General features: G+C 62.5%; 14 protein-coding genes and 1 pseudogene. 3 read left to right on the forward strand and 12 right to left on the reverse strand.

What is annotated here, in order from left to right; genetic code table 11:
* Positions 1-4 precede the first annotated feature (4 nt).
* The 3 genes and pseudogenes from NKI96_RS03790 (at position 5) to NKI96_RS03800 (ending at position 3,279) form a co-directional block, all read left to right on the forward strand.
* The gene (locus NKI96_RS03790) at positions 5-1,633 is read left to right on the forward strand and encodes a GMC family oxidoreductase (RefSeq protein WP_023671177.1); all 1,629 of its coding nucleotides are present in this window, start codon (positions 5-7) and stop codon (positions 1,631-1,633) included.
* Positions 1,634-1,653: 20 nt separating this feature from the next.
* Entirely contained in the window at positions 1,654-1,971 is a 318-nt protein-coding gene (locus NKI96_RS03795; protein WP_023683219.1) for a Dabb family protein, read from the forward strand.
* An 89-nt stretch (positions 1,972-2,060) separates the two neighbouring features.
* Positions 2,061-3,279 (forward strand): annotated as a pseudogene (locus NKI96_RS03800) (MFS transporter).
* Positions 3,280-3,291: 12 nt separating this feature from the next.
* On the opposite strand, the gene NKI96_RS03805 reads toward NKI96_RS03800, so the two are convergent.
* The 12 genes from NKI96_RS03805 to NKI96_RS03860 all read right to left on the reverse strand — a co-directional run bounded on the left by NKI96_RS03805 (position 3,292) and on the right by NKI96_RS03860 (position 15,974).
* Positions 3,292-4,137, reverse strand: coding sequence for an EamA family transporter (locus NKI96_RS03805; RefSeq protein ID WP_352802993.1), 846 nt, complete (start codon positions 4,135-4,137; stop codon positions 3,292-3,294).
* A gap of 7 nt (positions 4,138-4,144) precedes the next feature.
* Positions 4,145-5,053, reverse strand: a complete 909-nt coding sequence (locus NKI96_RS03810) for an endonuclease/exonuclease/phosphatase family protein (RefSeq protein WP_023671173.1) — start codon at positions 5,051-5,053, stop codon at positions 4,145-4,147.
* A gap of 88 nt (positions 5,054-5,141) precedes the next feature.
* Positions 5,142-6,695, reverse strand: a complete 1,554-nt coding sequence (locus NKI96_RS03815; protein ID WP_023695635.1) for a cation:proton antiporter — start codon at positions 6,693-6,695, stop codon at positions 5,142-5,144.
* Positions 6,696-6,844: 149 nt separating this feature from the next.
* Positions 6,845-7,909 (reverse strand): ABC transporter ATP-binding protein, encoded by a 1,065-nt coding sequence (locus NKI96_RS03820; protein ID WP_023686439.1) that lies wholly within the window; start codon positions 7,907-7,909, stop codon positions 6,845-6,847.
* Between the two features lie 30 nt (positions 7,910-7,939).
* On the reverse strand, positions 7,940-8,731 hold the full coding sequence (locus tag NKI96_RS03825) for an ABC transporter permease (RefSeq protein ID WP_023671171.1): 792 nt from the start codon (positions 8,729-8,731) through the stop codon (positions 7,940-7,942).
* Positions 8,728-9,642 carry an ABC transporter permease gene (locus NKI96_RS03830; protein WP_023671170.1) on the reverse strand — a complete coding sequence of 305 codons (915 nt, stop codon included), beginning with the start codon at positions 9,640-9,642 and terminating at the stop codon, positions 8,728-8,730. Before NKI96_RS03830 ends, NKI96_RS03825 begins: the two co-directional genes overlap by 4 nt.
* A 63-nt stretch (positions 9,643-9,705) precedes the next feature.
* A complete protein-coding gene (locus NKI96_RS03835) occupies positions 9,706-10,812 on the reverse strand; it encodes an ABC transporter substrate-binding protein (protein WP_023671169.1) in 1,107 nt (368 codons plus the stop codon).
* Positions 10,813-11,051: 239 nt separating this feature from the next.
* Positions 11,052-12,224 (reverse strand): iron-containing alcohol dehydrogenase, encoded by a 1,173-nt coding sequence (locus NKI96_RS03840; protein ID WP_023691837.1) that lies wholly within the window; start codon positions 12,222-12,224, stop codon positions 11,052-11,054.
* An 18-nt stretch (positions 12,225-12,242) separates the two neighbouring features.
* Positions 12,243-13,628, reverse strand: a complete 1,386-nt coding sequence (locus NKI96_RS03845; protein WP_023691838.1) for an aldehyde dehydrogenase family protein — start codon at positions 13,626-13,628, stop codon at positions 12,243-12,245.
* A 13-nt stretch (positions 13,629-13,641) separates the two neighbouring features.
* Positions 13,642-14,061: a type II toxin-antitoxin system VapC family toxin gene (locus tag NKI96_RS03850; RefSeq protein WP_031196520.1), complete on the reverse strand. Its 420-nt coding sequence runs from the start codon at positions 14,059-14,061 to the stop codon at positions 13,642-13,644.
* The gene (locus NKI96_RS03855) at positions 14,058-14,513 is read right to left on the reverse strand and encodes a DUF7662 domain-containing protein (protein WP_023691839.1); all 456 of its coding nucleotides are present in this window, start codon (positions 14,511-14,513) and stop codon (positions 14,058-14,060) included. Before NKI96_RS03855 ends, NKI96_RS03850 begins: the two co-directional genes overlap by 4 nt.
* Before the next feature lie 90 nt (positions 14,514-14,603).
* Entirely contained in the window at positions 14,604-15,974 is a 1,371-nt protein-coding gene (locus NKI96_RS03860) for a glutamine synthetase family protein (protein WP_023691840.1), read from the reverse strand.
* Between the last annotated feature and the right edge of the window lie 32 nt (positions 15,975-16,006).

Consider the following 16,006-nt stretch of genomic DNA (forward strand, 5'->3'; position numbering starts at 1 on the left):
AGTTATGACCGACTACATCATCGTAGGTGCCGGCCCGGCCGGCTGCGTTCTGGCCAACCGGCTGAGCGAGGATCCAGCGAATTCCGTGCTGCTGCTCGAGGCCGGCGGCAAGGACTGGCACCCCTACATCCACATGCCGGCGGGCTTTGCCAAGATGACCAAGGGCATCGCTTCCTGGGGCTGGTCGACTGTGCCGCAGAGGCACATGCAGGACCGCGTCTTCTGGTATACGCAGGCGAAGGTGGTCGGCGGCGGCTCGTCCATCAATGCCCAGATATACACGCGCGGCAACGCTCGCGACTACGACGCATGGGAGAAGGAAGAGGGCCTCGCGGGCTGGGGCTATCGCGACGTGCTGCCCTATTTCAAGCGCGCCGAGAACAACCAGCGCTTCGCCAACGATTTTCACGGCGACCAGGGGCCGCTCGGCGTGTCGAACCCGATTTCGCCGCTGCCGATTTGCGAGGCCTATTTCCGCGCCGGCCAAGAGATGGGCATCCCCTTCAACCCGGATTTCAACGGCGCTAGCCAGGAAGGCGTCGGCTACTACCAGCTGACCCAGAAGGACGCCCGGCGCTCATCCGCTTCGGTCGCCTATTTGAAGCCCATCCGCGCCCGCAAGAACCTGACGGTCCGAACCGATGTGCTGGTCACCCGCATCGTCGTCGAGAAAGGCCGCGCCACCGGCGTCGAGATCGTTGACAAACCCGGCGGCGAGAAGACCATCATGCGCGCCGAGCGCGAAGTGATCGTCTCGTCCGGCGCCATCGGTTCGCCGAAGCTGTTGATGCAGTCGGGCATCGGCCCGGCTGATCACCTGAAATCGGTCGGCGTGACGCCGGTGCATGATCTGCCCGGTGTCGGCTCCAACATGCAGGACCATCTCGATTTGTTCGTCATCGCCGAATGCACCGGCGACCACACCTATGACAACTACGCCAAGCTGCACCGCACCGCGTGGGCCGGCTTGCAGTATCTGCTGCTGAAGAAAGGGCCGGTCGCCTCCAGCCTGTTCGAGACCGGCGGCTTCTGGTACGCCGATCCGACCGCCGCCTCGCCCGACATCCAGTTCCACCTCGGACTCGGCTCCGGCATCGAGGCCGGCGTCGAGAGGTTGAAGAACCCCGGCGTGACCTTGAACTCGGCCTTCCTGCGCCCGCGCTCGCGCGGCACGGTGCGGCTGAGCAGCGCCGACCCGGCCGACCACCCGCTGATCGATCCCAACTATTGGTCGGACCCTTATGACCGCGCCATGTCGATCAAGGGCCTCAGGCTTGCGCGCGAGATCATGCGGCAGAAGGCGCTTGCACCTTACGTGTTGCGCGAGGTGCTGCCCGGACCATCGCTCGCCAGCGACGACGAGCTGATCGACTATGCCTGCCGCACCGCCAAGACCGACCATCACCCCGTGGGCACCTGCCGCATGGGCCATGACGATATGGCGGTGGTCACACCGGACCTGCGCCTGCGCGGCATCGAGGGCCTGCGCGTCTGCGATGCCTCGGTGATGCCGCGCGTGCCTTCCTCCAACACCAATGCGCCGACCATCATGGTCGGCGAAAAAGGCGCCGACATCATCCTCGGCCGCGAGCCGCTGCCGCCGGCGGTGTTCTCCGGCAATCGGGCCGCATAGCCACTTGGGAGAACGAACCAATGATCAGACACTGCGTCTTCGTACGCTTCCGCAGCGATGTGCCCGCCACCGAGCGCACCGCAATCCACGCCGATCTCGAAGCACTGCGCTCCGTTGTCGACGGCATGGACACGGTCCATTTCAGCACCAATGTCAGCCCGGAGCCGTTCGCGCGCGGCTTCAGCCATGCCTTCACCATCGACTTCCGCGATGCCGCCGCCCGCGACGCCTATCTCGTGCATGAAGCGCATCAGCGCGCCGGCGCCCGATTGGTCGCAGCGCTCGAAGGCGGCACCGACGGGCTGATGGTGTTCGATCTCGACATTACGAAAAAGTGACCGCGCTTCTTTCGAAAGCCGGCTGACGCCTGTTCTCTTTTGCGCCCCAAGGAACATATCGTTCCCCGGGGGCGTTTAGGAGGAACGTCGTGGCTCTCACCGCGCAGCAGAAGAAAACCGTCCTTGCCTCCTTCCTCGGCTGGACGCTCGACGCTTTTGATTTCTTCCTTCTGACGTTCCTGCTCACCGATATCGCAACCTGATTCAACACTGACGTCCCGGCAGTCTCCAAAGCGTTGTTCCTGACGCTGGCGACACGCTTCATCGGCGCCTTCTTCTTCGGCAGGCTGGCCGACAAATATGGCCGCAAGCCCATTCTGATGCTCAACATCGTCAGCTATTCGGTGATCGGCGCGCTGGCTGCCTTCTCGCCCAATCTCGGCATTTTCCTGGCGCTGCGCGCTCTGTTCGGCATCGCCATGGGCGGCGAATGGGGGCTGGGCAGTTCGCTCGCCATGGAGTCCATTCCGCCCAGTGCCCGCGGCATGGTCTCGGGCATCCTGCAATGCGGCTATCCCACCGGCTACCTTCTGGCGGCCGTGGTTTACGGCGTGCTTTACGAGCAGACGATCGGCGGTTACACGATCGGCTGGCGCGCCATGTTCCTGCTCTCCTTCCTGCCGGCACTGATCGTGCTCTTCATCCGCTCGCATGTGCCGGAATCGCCGGCCTTCGTCGAGGCGCAGAAATCCGTCAGACCTGGCCTTCTTGAAACGCTGCGGAAGCACTGGGCGTCGCCGTCTATGCGGTCGTGCTGATGATGTTCTTCAATTTCTTCAGCCACGGCACGCAGGACCTCTACCCGACCTTCCTCAAGAAGCAGCATGGCTTCGACCCGCACACGGTGAGCTGGATCACCATCGTCGCCAATATCGGCGCCATCGTCGGCGGGTTGGCGTTCGGCGCACTGTCGGAGAAGATCGGCCGCGTCAACGCGATAACGCTCGCCTGCCTGATTGCCTTGCCCTCGATTCCGCTCTGGGCCTTCAGCTCGACACCGTTCATGCTGGCCATCGGCGCCTTCGTCATGCAGGTCGCGGTGCAGGGCGCCTGGGGCGTCATCCCGGTGCATCTTAACGAGCTGTCGCCCGGCGCCGTGCGGGCAACCTTGCCCGGCTTCATCTACCACAGGCCGGCAATCTCGCGGCGTCCTATGGCGGTCCCTACCAGGCCGGCATCGCCGAGACGTCTGGAGGCAGCTATGGCTACGCGCTGGCGCTGTTTGCCGGCGTGGTCGCCGTCTGCATCATCGTCGTCATCCGCTTCAGTACGGAACGGCGCGGACAGGTGATGACGGTGCTCGGCTGAAGTATCAGGCTCTCAGCCCAGTCTGAGGGCCACGACACCGGCGACGATGCCGAGCGCGGCGGCGCCGCGCCAGCCTGTCATCTTCTCGCCGAGCGCGAAAACCGAGATCATCATGGCAAACAGGATCGACGTCTCGCGCAACGACGCCACCGAGGCGATCGGCGCCTTGGTCATCGCCCACATGACGATCCAGTATGCCGCGCCGCTGAGCACGCCGGTGAACAGGCCTGCCTTCCAGTCGCGCGCCAGCACGGGCAGCGCCTTGGGCCCGCGAAAGATGAGGCACAGCACCAGCGCCCACGTGGCATCGCAGATGAACAGCCATGCGGCATAGCTCGTTGCCGTTGCGGCCAGCCGCGCGCCGCTGCCGTCGGAGAGCGTGTAGCTGGATATGAAGATCGAAGTGCCGAGCGCAAAGCCGACCGCCCGCACATTGATCCGCTCCAGATGCGCGCCGCCGCGAAACGACATCACCAACGTGCCGGCCGACAGCAGCAGGATGCCGAGGATGGCGAAAGGCGCCGGCATCTCCTGCACCACGACAACGCCGCCGAGGGACGTCAAAAGCGGCGCCGTGCCGCGCGCCAGCGGATAGGTCTGGGCGAAATCGCCGGCCTTGTAGGCGCCGATCAGGAAAGTCCGGTAGCCCATGTGGAAAATCACCGAGGCGATGATGAAAGGCCACACTTCGGCCTTCGGAAACTCGACGAAGGGCAGCACGAAAAGCGCGGCAAACCCCATGCCCAGTGTCATCAGCGTGATCGACAGGAAGCGATCGAGATGGACCTTGACCAGCGCGTTCCAGATCGCGTGCATGGCGGCGGCGGCTAGCACCGCGAAGAAGACGAAAAGCGTCATCGAGGGCTCACCGATCTCCTGAGCTCAAAGGCGTTTCGAGATCGATATCGATCCGGACCGGAAAATGGTCTGAAGCGATCTCGCCTATATCGGCACTGACCGAGCGCACACGGTCCGCGAACATACCGCCGACGAAGCAATGGTCGAGCCGGCGTTTTGCCACTTTCCCGTCGATCGTTTTCACATGGGTGTGGAAATCGGCAGCCGGCTCGCTAGCGACGGCAGCGGCATCAACAAAGCCGTCGAGATAAGCTGCCCCGCGATGATAGGGCGTGCTGCCGACGATGCGGCTGTATTCGGCGCTGCCAGGCTCCATGTTGAAATCGCCCATCCAGATCGCAGCTGTCGGGTTTTCCGGCTCGGCCTCGCCACTGGTCCAGTTGCGCGAAGGCTCATCGTCCGCGCCGCTCCACGGGCCGCCCTCGGACGGCGCGCGGCGATGCTCGGCCAAGAGATAGTCGATCTGCTCCAGACGCTCCTCCGCCGCGATATGGGCGAGATGCAGCGACAGGACCCTTACCGGTCCGGCCGGCGTGCGGATCATGCATTCGAGCGCGGCGTTGCGCGTGTTGAGCGGCCGCAGCGTGCGGCGCATGGGCAGCGCGTGCAGCCGCGACCAGGCGATCGGCAGCTTCGACAGCAGCATGGTGCCGAACTGGCGGCGGCGGTTGACGACCCGGCCGTCGCGCTGCTCACTGGCGTCCATGTCGAAGGCCGGGCCATAGACCCAGTAATAGCTAGGCAGCAGCTTGGACAGGACCTCCGGCTGGTCGTCCTCATTGGTGCGCTGCCAATGCCGCTCGACCTCCTGCAGCGCGATGATATCGGCGCCGTCGACCAGCTTGGTGCAGCGCGAAAGGTCGTAACGGCCATCGCCGCCGAACCCGTACTGGATGTTGTAGCTGACCAGCTTCATTGCTTATCCGGCTCAATTTCGCTTTGGCAGTAGCGGTTCGGCAGATGGGTTGCAATGTACCGGCACGACGGCGGAACTGGGCCAGCGTCTATGATGTGGTCAGCGGCTGGAACCGGCCCGCCGGCGATGCCGCCAGTTCGGCCCAGTCGATCTCTTCCTCCAGCCGGTGGTAGGCTTCGTCGCCGATCGTGCCGTTGCTGCGCAACTCCTCGAGCGTGTCGCGCTGGCGGTTGATGGCATAGAGGCGCAGCCGGTCGTATTCGGTCGCGGCCTGAGCGTCCTCCGGGTTTTCCGCAATCAGGCGCTGCGCTTCATACTGTTCGCGCACGACGGCGGCGGCCGCAGATGTCTTGCGGCTCAGCACGTCCAGTGCTGCCTGCATGATGGCGACGCGCGCTTGCGCCACCTCATTGTCGACGGTTCTATCGGGGTCGAAGTTGATCCAGCGCAGCAGCGGCTTCAGCGTCATGCCTTGCAGCACCAGCGTGCCCAGCACCACCGCGAAGGCGGCAAGCACGATCGGGTCTCGGCCGGGAAAATCGGCCGGCAGCGCAATGGCGACCACCAGCGTCACCAACCCACGCATGCCGCACCAGCCGACAATGACGGCGCCGCCGAATGTCGGCAATTCCCGCCTTGCCTCTTGGCTGCCGAAGCGGGCAAGCCACCGGATGATCGCGACGTAACTCGCCACCCAGACAAGGCGCGCGACGATAACGACGACCAGCACCGTTGCGGCGAAAAGGAATGCTTCGCCTTGCCCGTCGCCGGCCAGCCTGCCAACGATCGTGCGTGCCTGCAGGCCCATCAGCACGAAAGCCAGCACGTTGAGCACGAACACGGCCGACTCCCAGACCGAATAGGTACTGACGCGGCGTCTCGCCGACGACTGGCGCGGCGCCCTGCGCGCAATGGTCATGGCATAGACGACGATGGTGATGATGGCGGAAAGGCCCAGCCTGTCGGCGATGATCCACACGGCGAAGGTTCCGGCAAACTGCACCACCGTGCTGCTCGCCGCATCCTCGATGCGGCCGAGCGACAGCAGCGAGACGCGGCCAAACAGATAGCCCGCGATCACACTGCCGATCGTTGCCAGCAGGATCACCGGAACGGCGTTGCTGAGCATGATCGTGCCAAGCGCCGCCGAAACCGCCAGCCGGTAGATCAGCAGCGCCGTGGCATCGTTGAGCAGGCTCTCGCCCTGCAGGATGGCGGTAATGCGGTGCGGTACCTTGAACTGGCTGAGCACGGCGGATGCGGCCACCGCATCCGGTGGCGCGACGATGGCGCCGAGCGCGATTGCCGCCGCGATCGGCAGGCCGGCCATCTTCCAGCCGACCAAGGCAACCACCACGGTGGTGAAGACCACGGCGCCTAGCGCCAGCAGCGCGAGCGACAGCCGGTAGCGCTTGAGGTCGCGCAGCGACGTGTCATAGGCGGCGTCGAGAAGCACCGGCGCGATGAACAGGGCAAGCGCCAGCTCCGGATCGATCTCGATCGTCGGCGCACCGGGTACGAAGGCAATCGCGACGCCGGCCAGAGCCAGCAGGGACGGATAGGGAATTTCCAGCCGCCGCGACAGCGCCGTCAGCGCGACGGCAGCCAGAAGCAGGATGAGGGTAAGTTCGAATAGCGCCATGGCCCATCGTAGCGGCGAAGCGGCATCATGGGCAGTGGCTGGATGGCAAGATGCTGTTGATTATCCAGCACTCGGGGTCCGGCAATGATACGGCCGTTCATCGCGCCAGCTTGAATCGACCGCCTCGGTCGCCCCAGGATGCTGATTTGCTAGTGCAGCACCAGCATATCGCTCGATGAGAACGATATGTCGGCCTTCTCGCCGACAGCCGGCGGTGGCGTTGCCGGGCTGTTGAAGGTGTCGAGCGACACCGTGTTGCCGCCGATGCCGACGCGAACGCGAATGACCGAGCCGAGGAAGTGCACTTCGGAGATTTCGCCCGACAGGCTTGAATCGCGACCGGGCTGGCGTCCGAGCGAGATCGCCTCGGGACGCAGCGCCAGCGACAGCGTGTCGCCCGACTTCGAGCCGTTGAGCTTGCCCTTGAGCGAGACTTCCTGCGTGTTGACTTGCACCGTGCCGGCCGCGGCGTCAGTGACCTTGCCTTCGAGCACGTTCAGCGTGCCGACGAAGTTGGCGACGAACTTGGTCGCCGGCCGGTTGTAGATCTCGAACGGCGTGCCGACCTGCTCGGCCTTGCCGCCATACATCACCGCGATGCGGTCGGAGATCGACAGCGCCTCTTCCTGGTCATGGGTGACGAAGATGGTGGTGATGCCGAGCTTCTTCTGGATCGAGCGGATTTCCTCGCGCAACGACACACGTACCTTGGCGTCGAGCGCCGACAGCGGCTCGTCGAGCAAAAGCAGCTTCGGCTTCGGCGCGATGGCACGCGCCAGCGCGATGCGCTGCTGCTGGCCGCCGGAGAGCTGGTAGGGATAGCGGTCGGCCATCTGCGGCAGCTTGATGATGTCGAGCATCTCGGCCACGCGTCTGTCGATGTCCGCCTTGGGCATGCCGGCGACCTTCAGGCCAAAGCCGATGTTTTGCGCCACCGTCAGGTTGGGGAACAGCGCATAGGCTTGGAACACCATGCCGACATTGCGCTGGTTGGGCTTTAGCCTCGTGATGTCCTTGCCTGCGACGACGATCTTGCCCGCCGACGGCTCTTCGAAACCGGCGACCATGCGCAGCACGGTGGTCTTGCCGCAACCCGATGGCCCAAGGAAGGATACGAACTCGCCCGGCTCGACATCAAGATTGAAATCTTCGACCACGGTGGTGGCGCCGAAGGATTTTCGCACATGCTGGATGGAGAGGAATGGTTCGGCCATGGCTTTTTCTTTCGATCAGTACTTTGTCGATCAGTTCGGGCGGTTCGCCGATCTCGGCGCGAAACGGGACAGGATCTGGATCAGCGACATACAGCCCCAGGTGATGGCGAAGGCGATGATGGCAAGCGCCGCCGGCTCATAGGCGCGGTTGGCGCCAACGTTTTGCAGATAGGGGCCGAAGGCGGGCCGGTTGAGCAAGCTGGCCATGGTGAATTCGCCAATGACGATGGCGAAGGTAAGGAAGGCGCCCGACAGCACGGCGATCAGCACATTGGGCAGGATCACACGACCAATGATCGTGCCCCAACCGGCGCCAAGGATCTGCGCCGCTTCGGTCAGCGTCCTGACGTCGATGGTGCGCAGTCCGGTATCGACCGCGCGATACATGTAGGGCAGCGCCAGCATTGCATAGCCGATGACCAGCAAGGCATTTGTGCCCATGTCGGTCGCCAGGAACGGCAGCGGCGAATTCGAACCGTACATCCTGATATAGCCGAAGACGATGACGATGGCGGGAATGACCAGCGGCAGCAGCGTGATGAACTCTACGATCGGCCGCAGTTGCGGCAGGCGCAGTCGAATCCAGTAGGCGGCGGGCACCACGATCAACACGCCCAGAATGATGGTGAAGATGGCGGCAAGCACTGAGTAGCCAAAGGTCGCCTGAAAACGAGGGTCGCCAAGCACGATCTGATAGGCGTCGAAGGAATAAGCGCCGCGCCGCATGCGCAAGGAAAATTCCACCGTCGCGATCAGCGGAATGAAGAAATAGGCCGCGCCCAGCCCGAAGACGACCCAGGCCCAGAATTTTCCGGACTTCATTTCAGCCACCTCTCCGAGCGCGTCCGGAACCAAATGTAGAAGACATTGGCCAGCCCGGTGATGACGATCATGCCGAAGGCGATCGCATAGCCGAGATGGGCATTGTGCAGCACGTCACCGCGTATCTGCGCATAGAGCAGGATCGGTACGATGTTGAGTGAAGAGCCGGTCAGCGCATAGGCGGTGGCGATGGCGCCGAAGGCATTGGCGAAGAGCAGGATGACCGTGCCGAGGAAACTCGGCCAGATCACCGGGATGACCACCATGCGCCAGTATTGCGTCTGGGTGGCGCCAAGCGTCGCCGCAGCCTCGCCCCACTCCTTCTTCAAGCCGTCGATCGCCGGCGTGATGATGACCACCATTAGGGGAATCTGGAAATAGACATAGGTCAGCGTCAGGCCCCAGAACGATAGGATGTTGAAGCCGTGCGCATAAATGTTGAGGCCGAACACGGTGTTGAGCAGCACCGTGGCGAGACCGAGGCGTCCGAGCGTGGCGATGAAGGCGAAGGCCAGCGGTACGCCGGCGAAATTGGAAGCCACGCCGGAGAATGTCAGCGTCGCCGAACGTATCCACTCCGGCAGGCCGCCGCGCACGATGGCGATGGCGATGCCGAGACCTGCGAAGGCGCCGATCAGCGACGAGGAAAGGCTGACCTTGAGCGAGATCCAGTAGGCGGCGACAATCGATGGCTGCGCCAGTGCTGCTATGTTTTCGAACGTGAATTCGCCGGCATCGTTCTGGAATGCACCCAGCATCAGATAGAGCGTGGGTAGGATCAGGAACATGATGGCGAAGATGAAGAATGGCGCAACGCCGAGCCATTGCGTCGGCAGTCGCATTGCACGCGCCTCGCTGGGGGGCGCGGTCTTCCCGGCAACTGCGTGATCGGAAAGCGAGATATCTGTCATGCGCCGGCTACCGTCTCCGAGGAACACCGGGCGGCCGCGAGGCCGCCCGGTTGGTTTCAAGCCTTACTTGACGTTGGCGCCGACGACGGCATCCCAGTTCTTGGTGACGGCTTCCTTTGCCTTGCCCTGCTCGTCCAGCGTCGGGAACACCGCGGCAGCGTAAGCCTCGGCCGGCGGCAGCTTGGCCATCACGTCCGCCGGGAGCTTGCCGTTCTTGGCAAGATCGTTGAAGCGGATCGGGTGGCAATAGCCCTTCAGCCAGCCGATCTGGCCTTCGTCGGAGTAGAGATACTCCAGCCAGAGCTTGGCAGCGTTCGGATGCGGTGCGAAAGCACTGATCGCCTGCACATAGACGCCGGCAACGACACCGGTCTTGGGCACGACGACGTCGACGGGCGGATTGCCCTTCAGCGTGTCGCGACCGGCAAGTGCATTGTAATCCCAGGTCACCAGGATCGGCGTCTGGCCTTGTGCCAGGGTCGCCGGTTTGCCGATGACCGGCACGAAATTGCCGGCGGCGTTAAGCTTCTTGAAGAAGTCGAGACCAGCAGTGCCAGCAGCTTCGCCGGCAGCCGCACCACCGGAAATGCCGGCCGCGTAGACGGCCTGGATGGCCTGGTTCGAGGCGCGCGGGTCGCCGGCAAGCGCCACGGTGTTGGCGAATTCCGGCTTCAGCAGGTCAGCCCAGTCAGCAGGCGCTTCCTTGACGAGGTCCTTGTTCACCAGGAAGGATAGCACGCCATAGTAGTCGCCGGTCCAGTAACCATCGGCATCCTTGGCGCTGTCGGGGATCGAGTCCCAGGTCGACACTTTGTAGGGCTGGATCAGGCCGTCAGCCTTGGCGGTCGGGCCGAAGGACAGGCCAACGTCGATGACGTCGGGCGCCTGCGGGCCCTTGTTGTCCTTGTTGGCCTTGATCGCCTCGACCTCGTCGCCGGAGCCGGCATCGGGGTTGAGTTCGTTGATGGTGATCTCAGGATACTTTGCCTTGAAGCCGTCGATGACGGCGCCGTAGCCGCACCAGTCATGCGGCAGCGCGATTGTCGTGAGCTGGCCTTCCTTCTTCGCAGCGGCAACCAGTTCATCCATGGACTGGGCCGACGAGATAGCAGAGGTCGCCATGAGGGCGACGGCCGAAAGGGAAAGCACTTTCCCTGTGAACTTGAACATGTGTTCTCTCCGTTGAACTGGCGTCCTGGACGCCTGCGATGCGGTATCGGTTTCATATGACAGCCAGATGAAAGCTTTTTGAAACTGGCCCCCGGCGGTACGAAAAGTTAACTCTTTTTAACCGGCTGTAGCAATTAGCCTCGACTTAATTTCCCGGCTAATGGTTTATTGCCTTGCTTTTTGCCCCCTTGCCCTTCCTTTCCCTTCGTTTTTAGATCACGTCCGGCGCAGAAACCGCCTCAGACAGTGCCGGCGATAGTGTTCTCGAGCAGCGTCAGCGCTGCTTTCTTGGTCAGCTTGACCGGGTTGCCGCCGGCTGTCGGATCGACCACCGCCATGTCGGCGATCAGCCCCTTGCGCTTCTTGTCCATGTCGAGCCCCTTGATCAGATCGGGCAGCGCATGCGGCACCTTCAATTCCTTGCGCAGCTTGATGATCGCTTTGGCAAAGCCGTCGAAGCCACCCTTGATGCCGCAATAGGCAGCGAGCCGGGCAATCCGCTCCTCGATGGAGTCGCGATTGAAGGCCAAGACATAGGGCATGAACACCGCATTCGTCATGCCGTGATGGGTGTCGTAGAGCGCGCCGATCGGATGCGACAGCGAGTGGATGGCGCCAAGACCCTTCTGGAAGGCGGCAGCACCCATGGCGGCCGCACTCATCATGTGGGCGCGCGCGACAAGGTCCTTGCCTTTGGCGTAGGCCCTGGGCAGGTTCTCGAACACCAGGCGCACACCTTCCACCGCAATGCCGTCGGCCATCGGATGGTAGCCCGGCGCGCAATAGGCTTCGAGGCAATGTGCCAGCGCATCCATGCCGGTGCCGGCGGTGATGAAGCCGGGCATGCCGACCGACAGTTCCGGATCGGCAATGACGATTGCCGGCAAAAGCTTCGGATGGAAGATGACCTTCTTGGTGTGCGTCGCCTCATTGGTGATGACGCCGGCACGCCCGACTTCCGAGCCTGTGCCGGCAGTGGTCGGCACGGCGATGATCGGCGCGATGGCATCCGAATTGGCGCGCGTCCACCAGTCGCCGACATCCTCAAAGTCCCAGATCGGTCGCGTCTGGCCGGCCTGGAACGCGATCAGCTTGCCGAGATCGAGCGCTGAACCGCCGCCGAAGGCGATGACGCCGTCATGCTTGCCCTTCTTGAACACGGCGATGCCGGCGGTGAGGTTGGAATCGACCGGGTTCGGCTTCACCTCGGAGAACACGCCATAGGATACCTTGGCGTCGTCGAGGATTTTCAGCGTCGAAGCGACGACCGGCAGTTTCGCCAACCCCGGATCGGTGACGAAAAGCGGCCGCTTAATGCCGGTGGCAGCGAGCACCTCAGGCAGTTCCTTGATGCGCCCGGCGCCGAAGCGGACGGTGGTCGGGTAGTTCCATTTGGAGATCAGCTTGGACATGTCTTGTCTTTCAAAAAATCAGATGGCTTCGCGCAGATGGAAGGATTTCGGCCGGGTCAGATTGTCGTAGCCGAGCGCCGAAAGGGCGACGCCTTTGCCGGTGTCCTTGACGCCGGTCCAGACCAGCGCCGGATCGAGGTAGTCGCAGCGGTTCATGAACACGGTGCCGGTCTCGACGCGGTCGCCGATCGCCACCGCATGCTCGATATCGTCGGTCCAGATCGAAGCGGTCAGCCCGTAGGGGCTGTCGTTCATCAGCGCGATCGCCTCCTCGTCGTTGCGCACCTTCATGATGCCGACGATCGGGCCAAAACTTTCCTCGCGCATGACGCTCATCTGGTGGTCGACGCCGGTCAGCACTTCCGGCGCGAGATAGGGCGAGCCGGCCTTGTCGTTAGCCACCTTCATATTGATGTGTGCGATTGCACCCTTGCGCAGCGCCTCGGCCTTCTGCTCGCGGATCAGGTCGGCAAAGCGCGCCTGCGCCATCGGCCCCATTGTCGTCGCCTGTTCTAGCGGATTGCCGACGGCATAATTCTTCGTCTCGGCGATGAAACCTTCGACGAACTGGTCGTAGACCTTCTCATGCACATAGACGCGCTCGATGCCGCAGCAGCACTGGCCGGAATTGTAGAAGGCGCCGTCGACCAGATTGGCCACCGCATGGTCGAGCTTGGCGTCGGGCAGCACATAGGCCGGATCCTTGCCGCCGAGTTCGAGCCCGAGCGTCATGAAGGTGCCGGCCGCCGCCTTCTCGATGGCGCGGCCGCCGCCGACCGAACCGGTGAAATTGACATGGTCGATCTTGCCCGAGCCGAGCAGCTTCTCGGTCTGGGCATGGTTCAGCACGACATTCTGGAACACGCCCTTGGGCAGCCCAACCTTGTCGAACGCCTGCTGGAACCGTTCGCCAACCAGCAGCGTCTGCGCCGCATGTTTGAGGATAACGGTATTGCCGGCCATCAGTGCCGGCACGATGGTGTTGACGGCGGTCAGATAGGGATAGTTCCACGGCGCGATCACCATGACGACGCCGAGCGGATCCTTCTTCACATAGCGTCGGAAGCCGTCCTTCGGGTTGGATGCCGGCACGGATTTCAGCGCGGCTTCAGCGATCTCGACCATGTAATTGGTGCGTTCCCTGACGCCGCCGAACTCGCCGCCATAGCGCACCGGTCGCCCCATCTGCCAGGCGATCTCCGGCACGATCTCGTCGGTCATCGCGACCAGCGCTTCGAGCATCGCCAGCATAAATTTGCCGCGCTCGACGATCGGCGTCAGCGCCCACTTCTCCTGCGCCGCCTTGGCGCGCTCGACCGCGGCATTGATCGCCTGGTCGGTCGCGATCGGCCGCTCGGCGTAAATCGAACCATCGATGGGCGATTTGAGTTTTACGGTTTCCAAAGGATACTCCAAGTTAGCAGGCTAGGGTGCGCAGATGGCCATTGCGGCCATAGCGAAGGATGGGCTCGTCACGCGTCACCAGAACCATGTCCAACGCTCTCGCACTTGCCATCAGTATCCGATCCATGGGATCACCATGAGGCGGACCGGGCAGGTTGGATGACGCAATCAGAATGGCTGGTGAGATAGCGCTGAGCTTCGCCGACATTCGCTCGATGAATCGCTCCACGAAGTCGAGTGGCGCCAATGGCAGATTGAGCCGGCCCTTGGCTACGCCAATTCCGATCTCCCATGCCGACATCGGCGAAAGATACAGACGGCCGTCATAGGCCGCTTCCGAAATCTCCCGGCTTGCGTGCGGATCGATCAGACTATCGTTGGCGACAAAGATCATCGCACATGTATCCAGAAGCAGGTTTGGCTCTTCGCTCATTTACGCACCGCAAGTTTGCCGTCACGCGCGTCAGCCTCACCGCCCAGATAGCCCCGGTCCCATGGCTCGTCATCGAAAGGTTTGGTGATATCAAATCCGGCTTCGATTGTTATCAGGCCCTTCATGAAACCAAAACCGGGGTGGCGATCCGCGCGCGCCTCCTTTGGCGCGGCAGGCACGCTACCACTGGGCGGCGCCGAAATGGGTACTTTGCGAACGCGGCGAAATACCAGTTTCCCACTCCCTATATTGACGGATTCGGTCTCGAACCCAGCCTCAAGCCACTCCCTTGTCATGGGATTGTTGCTCGGATTGTTGCTCCACCATGCAGGGTATTGCTTCGATGCGGGCAGCGGCAGATTGAGCACTCTCTCGATTTCGGCGAATGACATCGGAATGCGATCGACATTTTGGGCAATGAGAAAGTCCTTGAGCGGCGCATATTTGGACATTGCAAACTCCTCAATGTAGCGCACTGCAGTTTACAGGTACCATATGGTACTAACTTCACTACATTGTCAACATTAAAGCTGTATAAAGTTTTAATACCGCTCGAACCCCCTGTGCAGTTCCCAATCCGTAATGCGGCGGTCGTATTCGAACTGCTCCCACTTTGCGGTGTGGACATAATGTTCGAGCACATCGTCGCCGAGCGCCTGCTTCAGCATCTTCGACTTGGCCAGCGTCTCGGTGGCGTCGCGCAGCGTCTTCGGGATCTCCGGCAGGCGCGAGGCCTGGTAGGCATCGCCGACGAACGGCTTCTGCAGTTCGAGCTTCTCGTCGATGCCGGCAAGGCCGGCGGCGATCAGCGCCGCGAAAGCGAGATAGGGGTTCAGGTCGGCGCCGCCGATGCGGCATTCCATGCGGATGCCCTTGGTGCCCTCACCGCACAGGCGGAAGCCGGCGGTGCGGTTGTCCTCGCTCCACATGATCTTGGTCGGTGCGAAGGTGCCGGCCTGGAAGCGCTTGTAGGAGTTGATGTAGGGCGCCAGGAACCAGGTAAACTCCCTGGCATATTTCAGTTGCCCAGCCGCCCATTGCTGGCCAAGCGTGGACAAAGTCCAGTCCGCCTTCTTGTCGAAGAACAATGGCGTCTTGCCATCGGCGCTCCACAGCGAATTGTGGATGTGGCTGGAATTACCGGCGAGCCCGTAATTGTATTTCGACATGAAGGAAATCGACTTGCCTTCGGACTCGGCAATCTCCTTGGCGCCGTTCTTCAGGATGACGTGGCGGTCCGCCATGTCGAGCGCCTCGGCATAGCGCACATTGATCTCTTCCTGCCCCGGGCCCCATTCGCCCTTGGAGTTTTCGATCGGAATGCCCGCCGCTTCCATCTCGTTGCGAAGCCGGCGCATGACGCCTTCTTCCTTGGTGGTGATGCCGATCTGGTAGTCGCCGATATAGGGCGACGCGGTGTCGAGCCCCTGCCAGTGCTTCTTGCGGGCGGAATCGTAGGTCTCGTTGAACAGGTAGAATTCGAGCTCGGAGGCGAAGTAGCCGATATAGCCGCGTTCGGTGAGCCGCTTGACCTGCTTTTTCAGCATCGCGCGCGGCGAATGCGGAAGGTCGTCATGGGTGTGGTGGTCGAGCACGTCGCAGATCACCAGCGCGGTCTTTTCCAGCCACGGAACCCGCCGCAGCGTGGCAAGGTCCGGCTTCATGACGAAGTCGCCATAGCCCTTCGACCAGCTTGCCGCCTTGTAGCCCGGCACCGGCTCCATATCGATGTCGGCGGCGAGCAGATAGTTGCAGCCATGCGTCTCGTCATGAGCAGAATCCACAAAGTACTGCGCCAGGAAACGCTTTCCCGCGAGCCGCCCCTGCATGTCGACGATGCAGGCCAGCACCGTGTCGATCTCGCCACTGGAGACCGCTTTCTTCAACTGATCGAACGAGAAATTTCCGGCCATTCCTTTGGCACTCCAGTGCTTGGTCGTTGAGG

Source organism: Mesorhizobium sp. M0292 (genome assembly GCF_040321695.1).
Classification (GTDB): Bacteria; Pseudomonadota; Alphaproteobacteria; order Rhizobiales; family Rhizobiaceae; genus Mesorhizobium.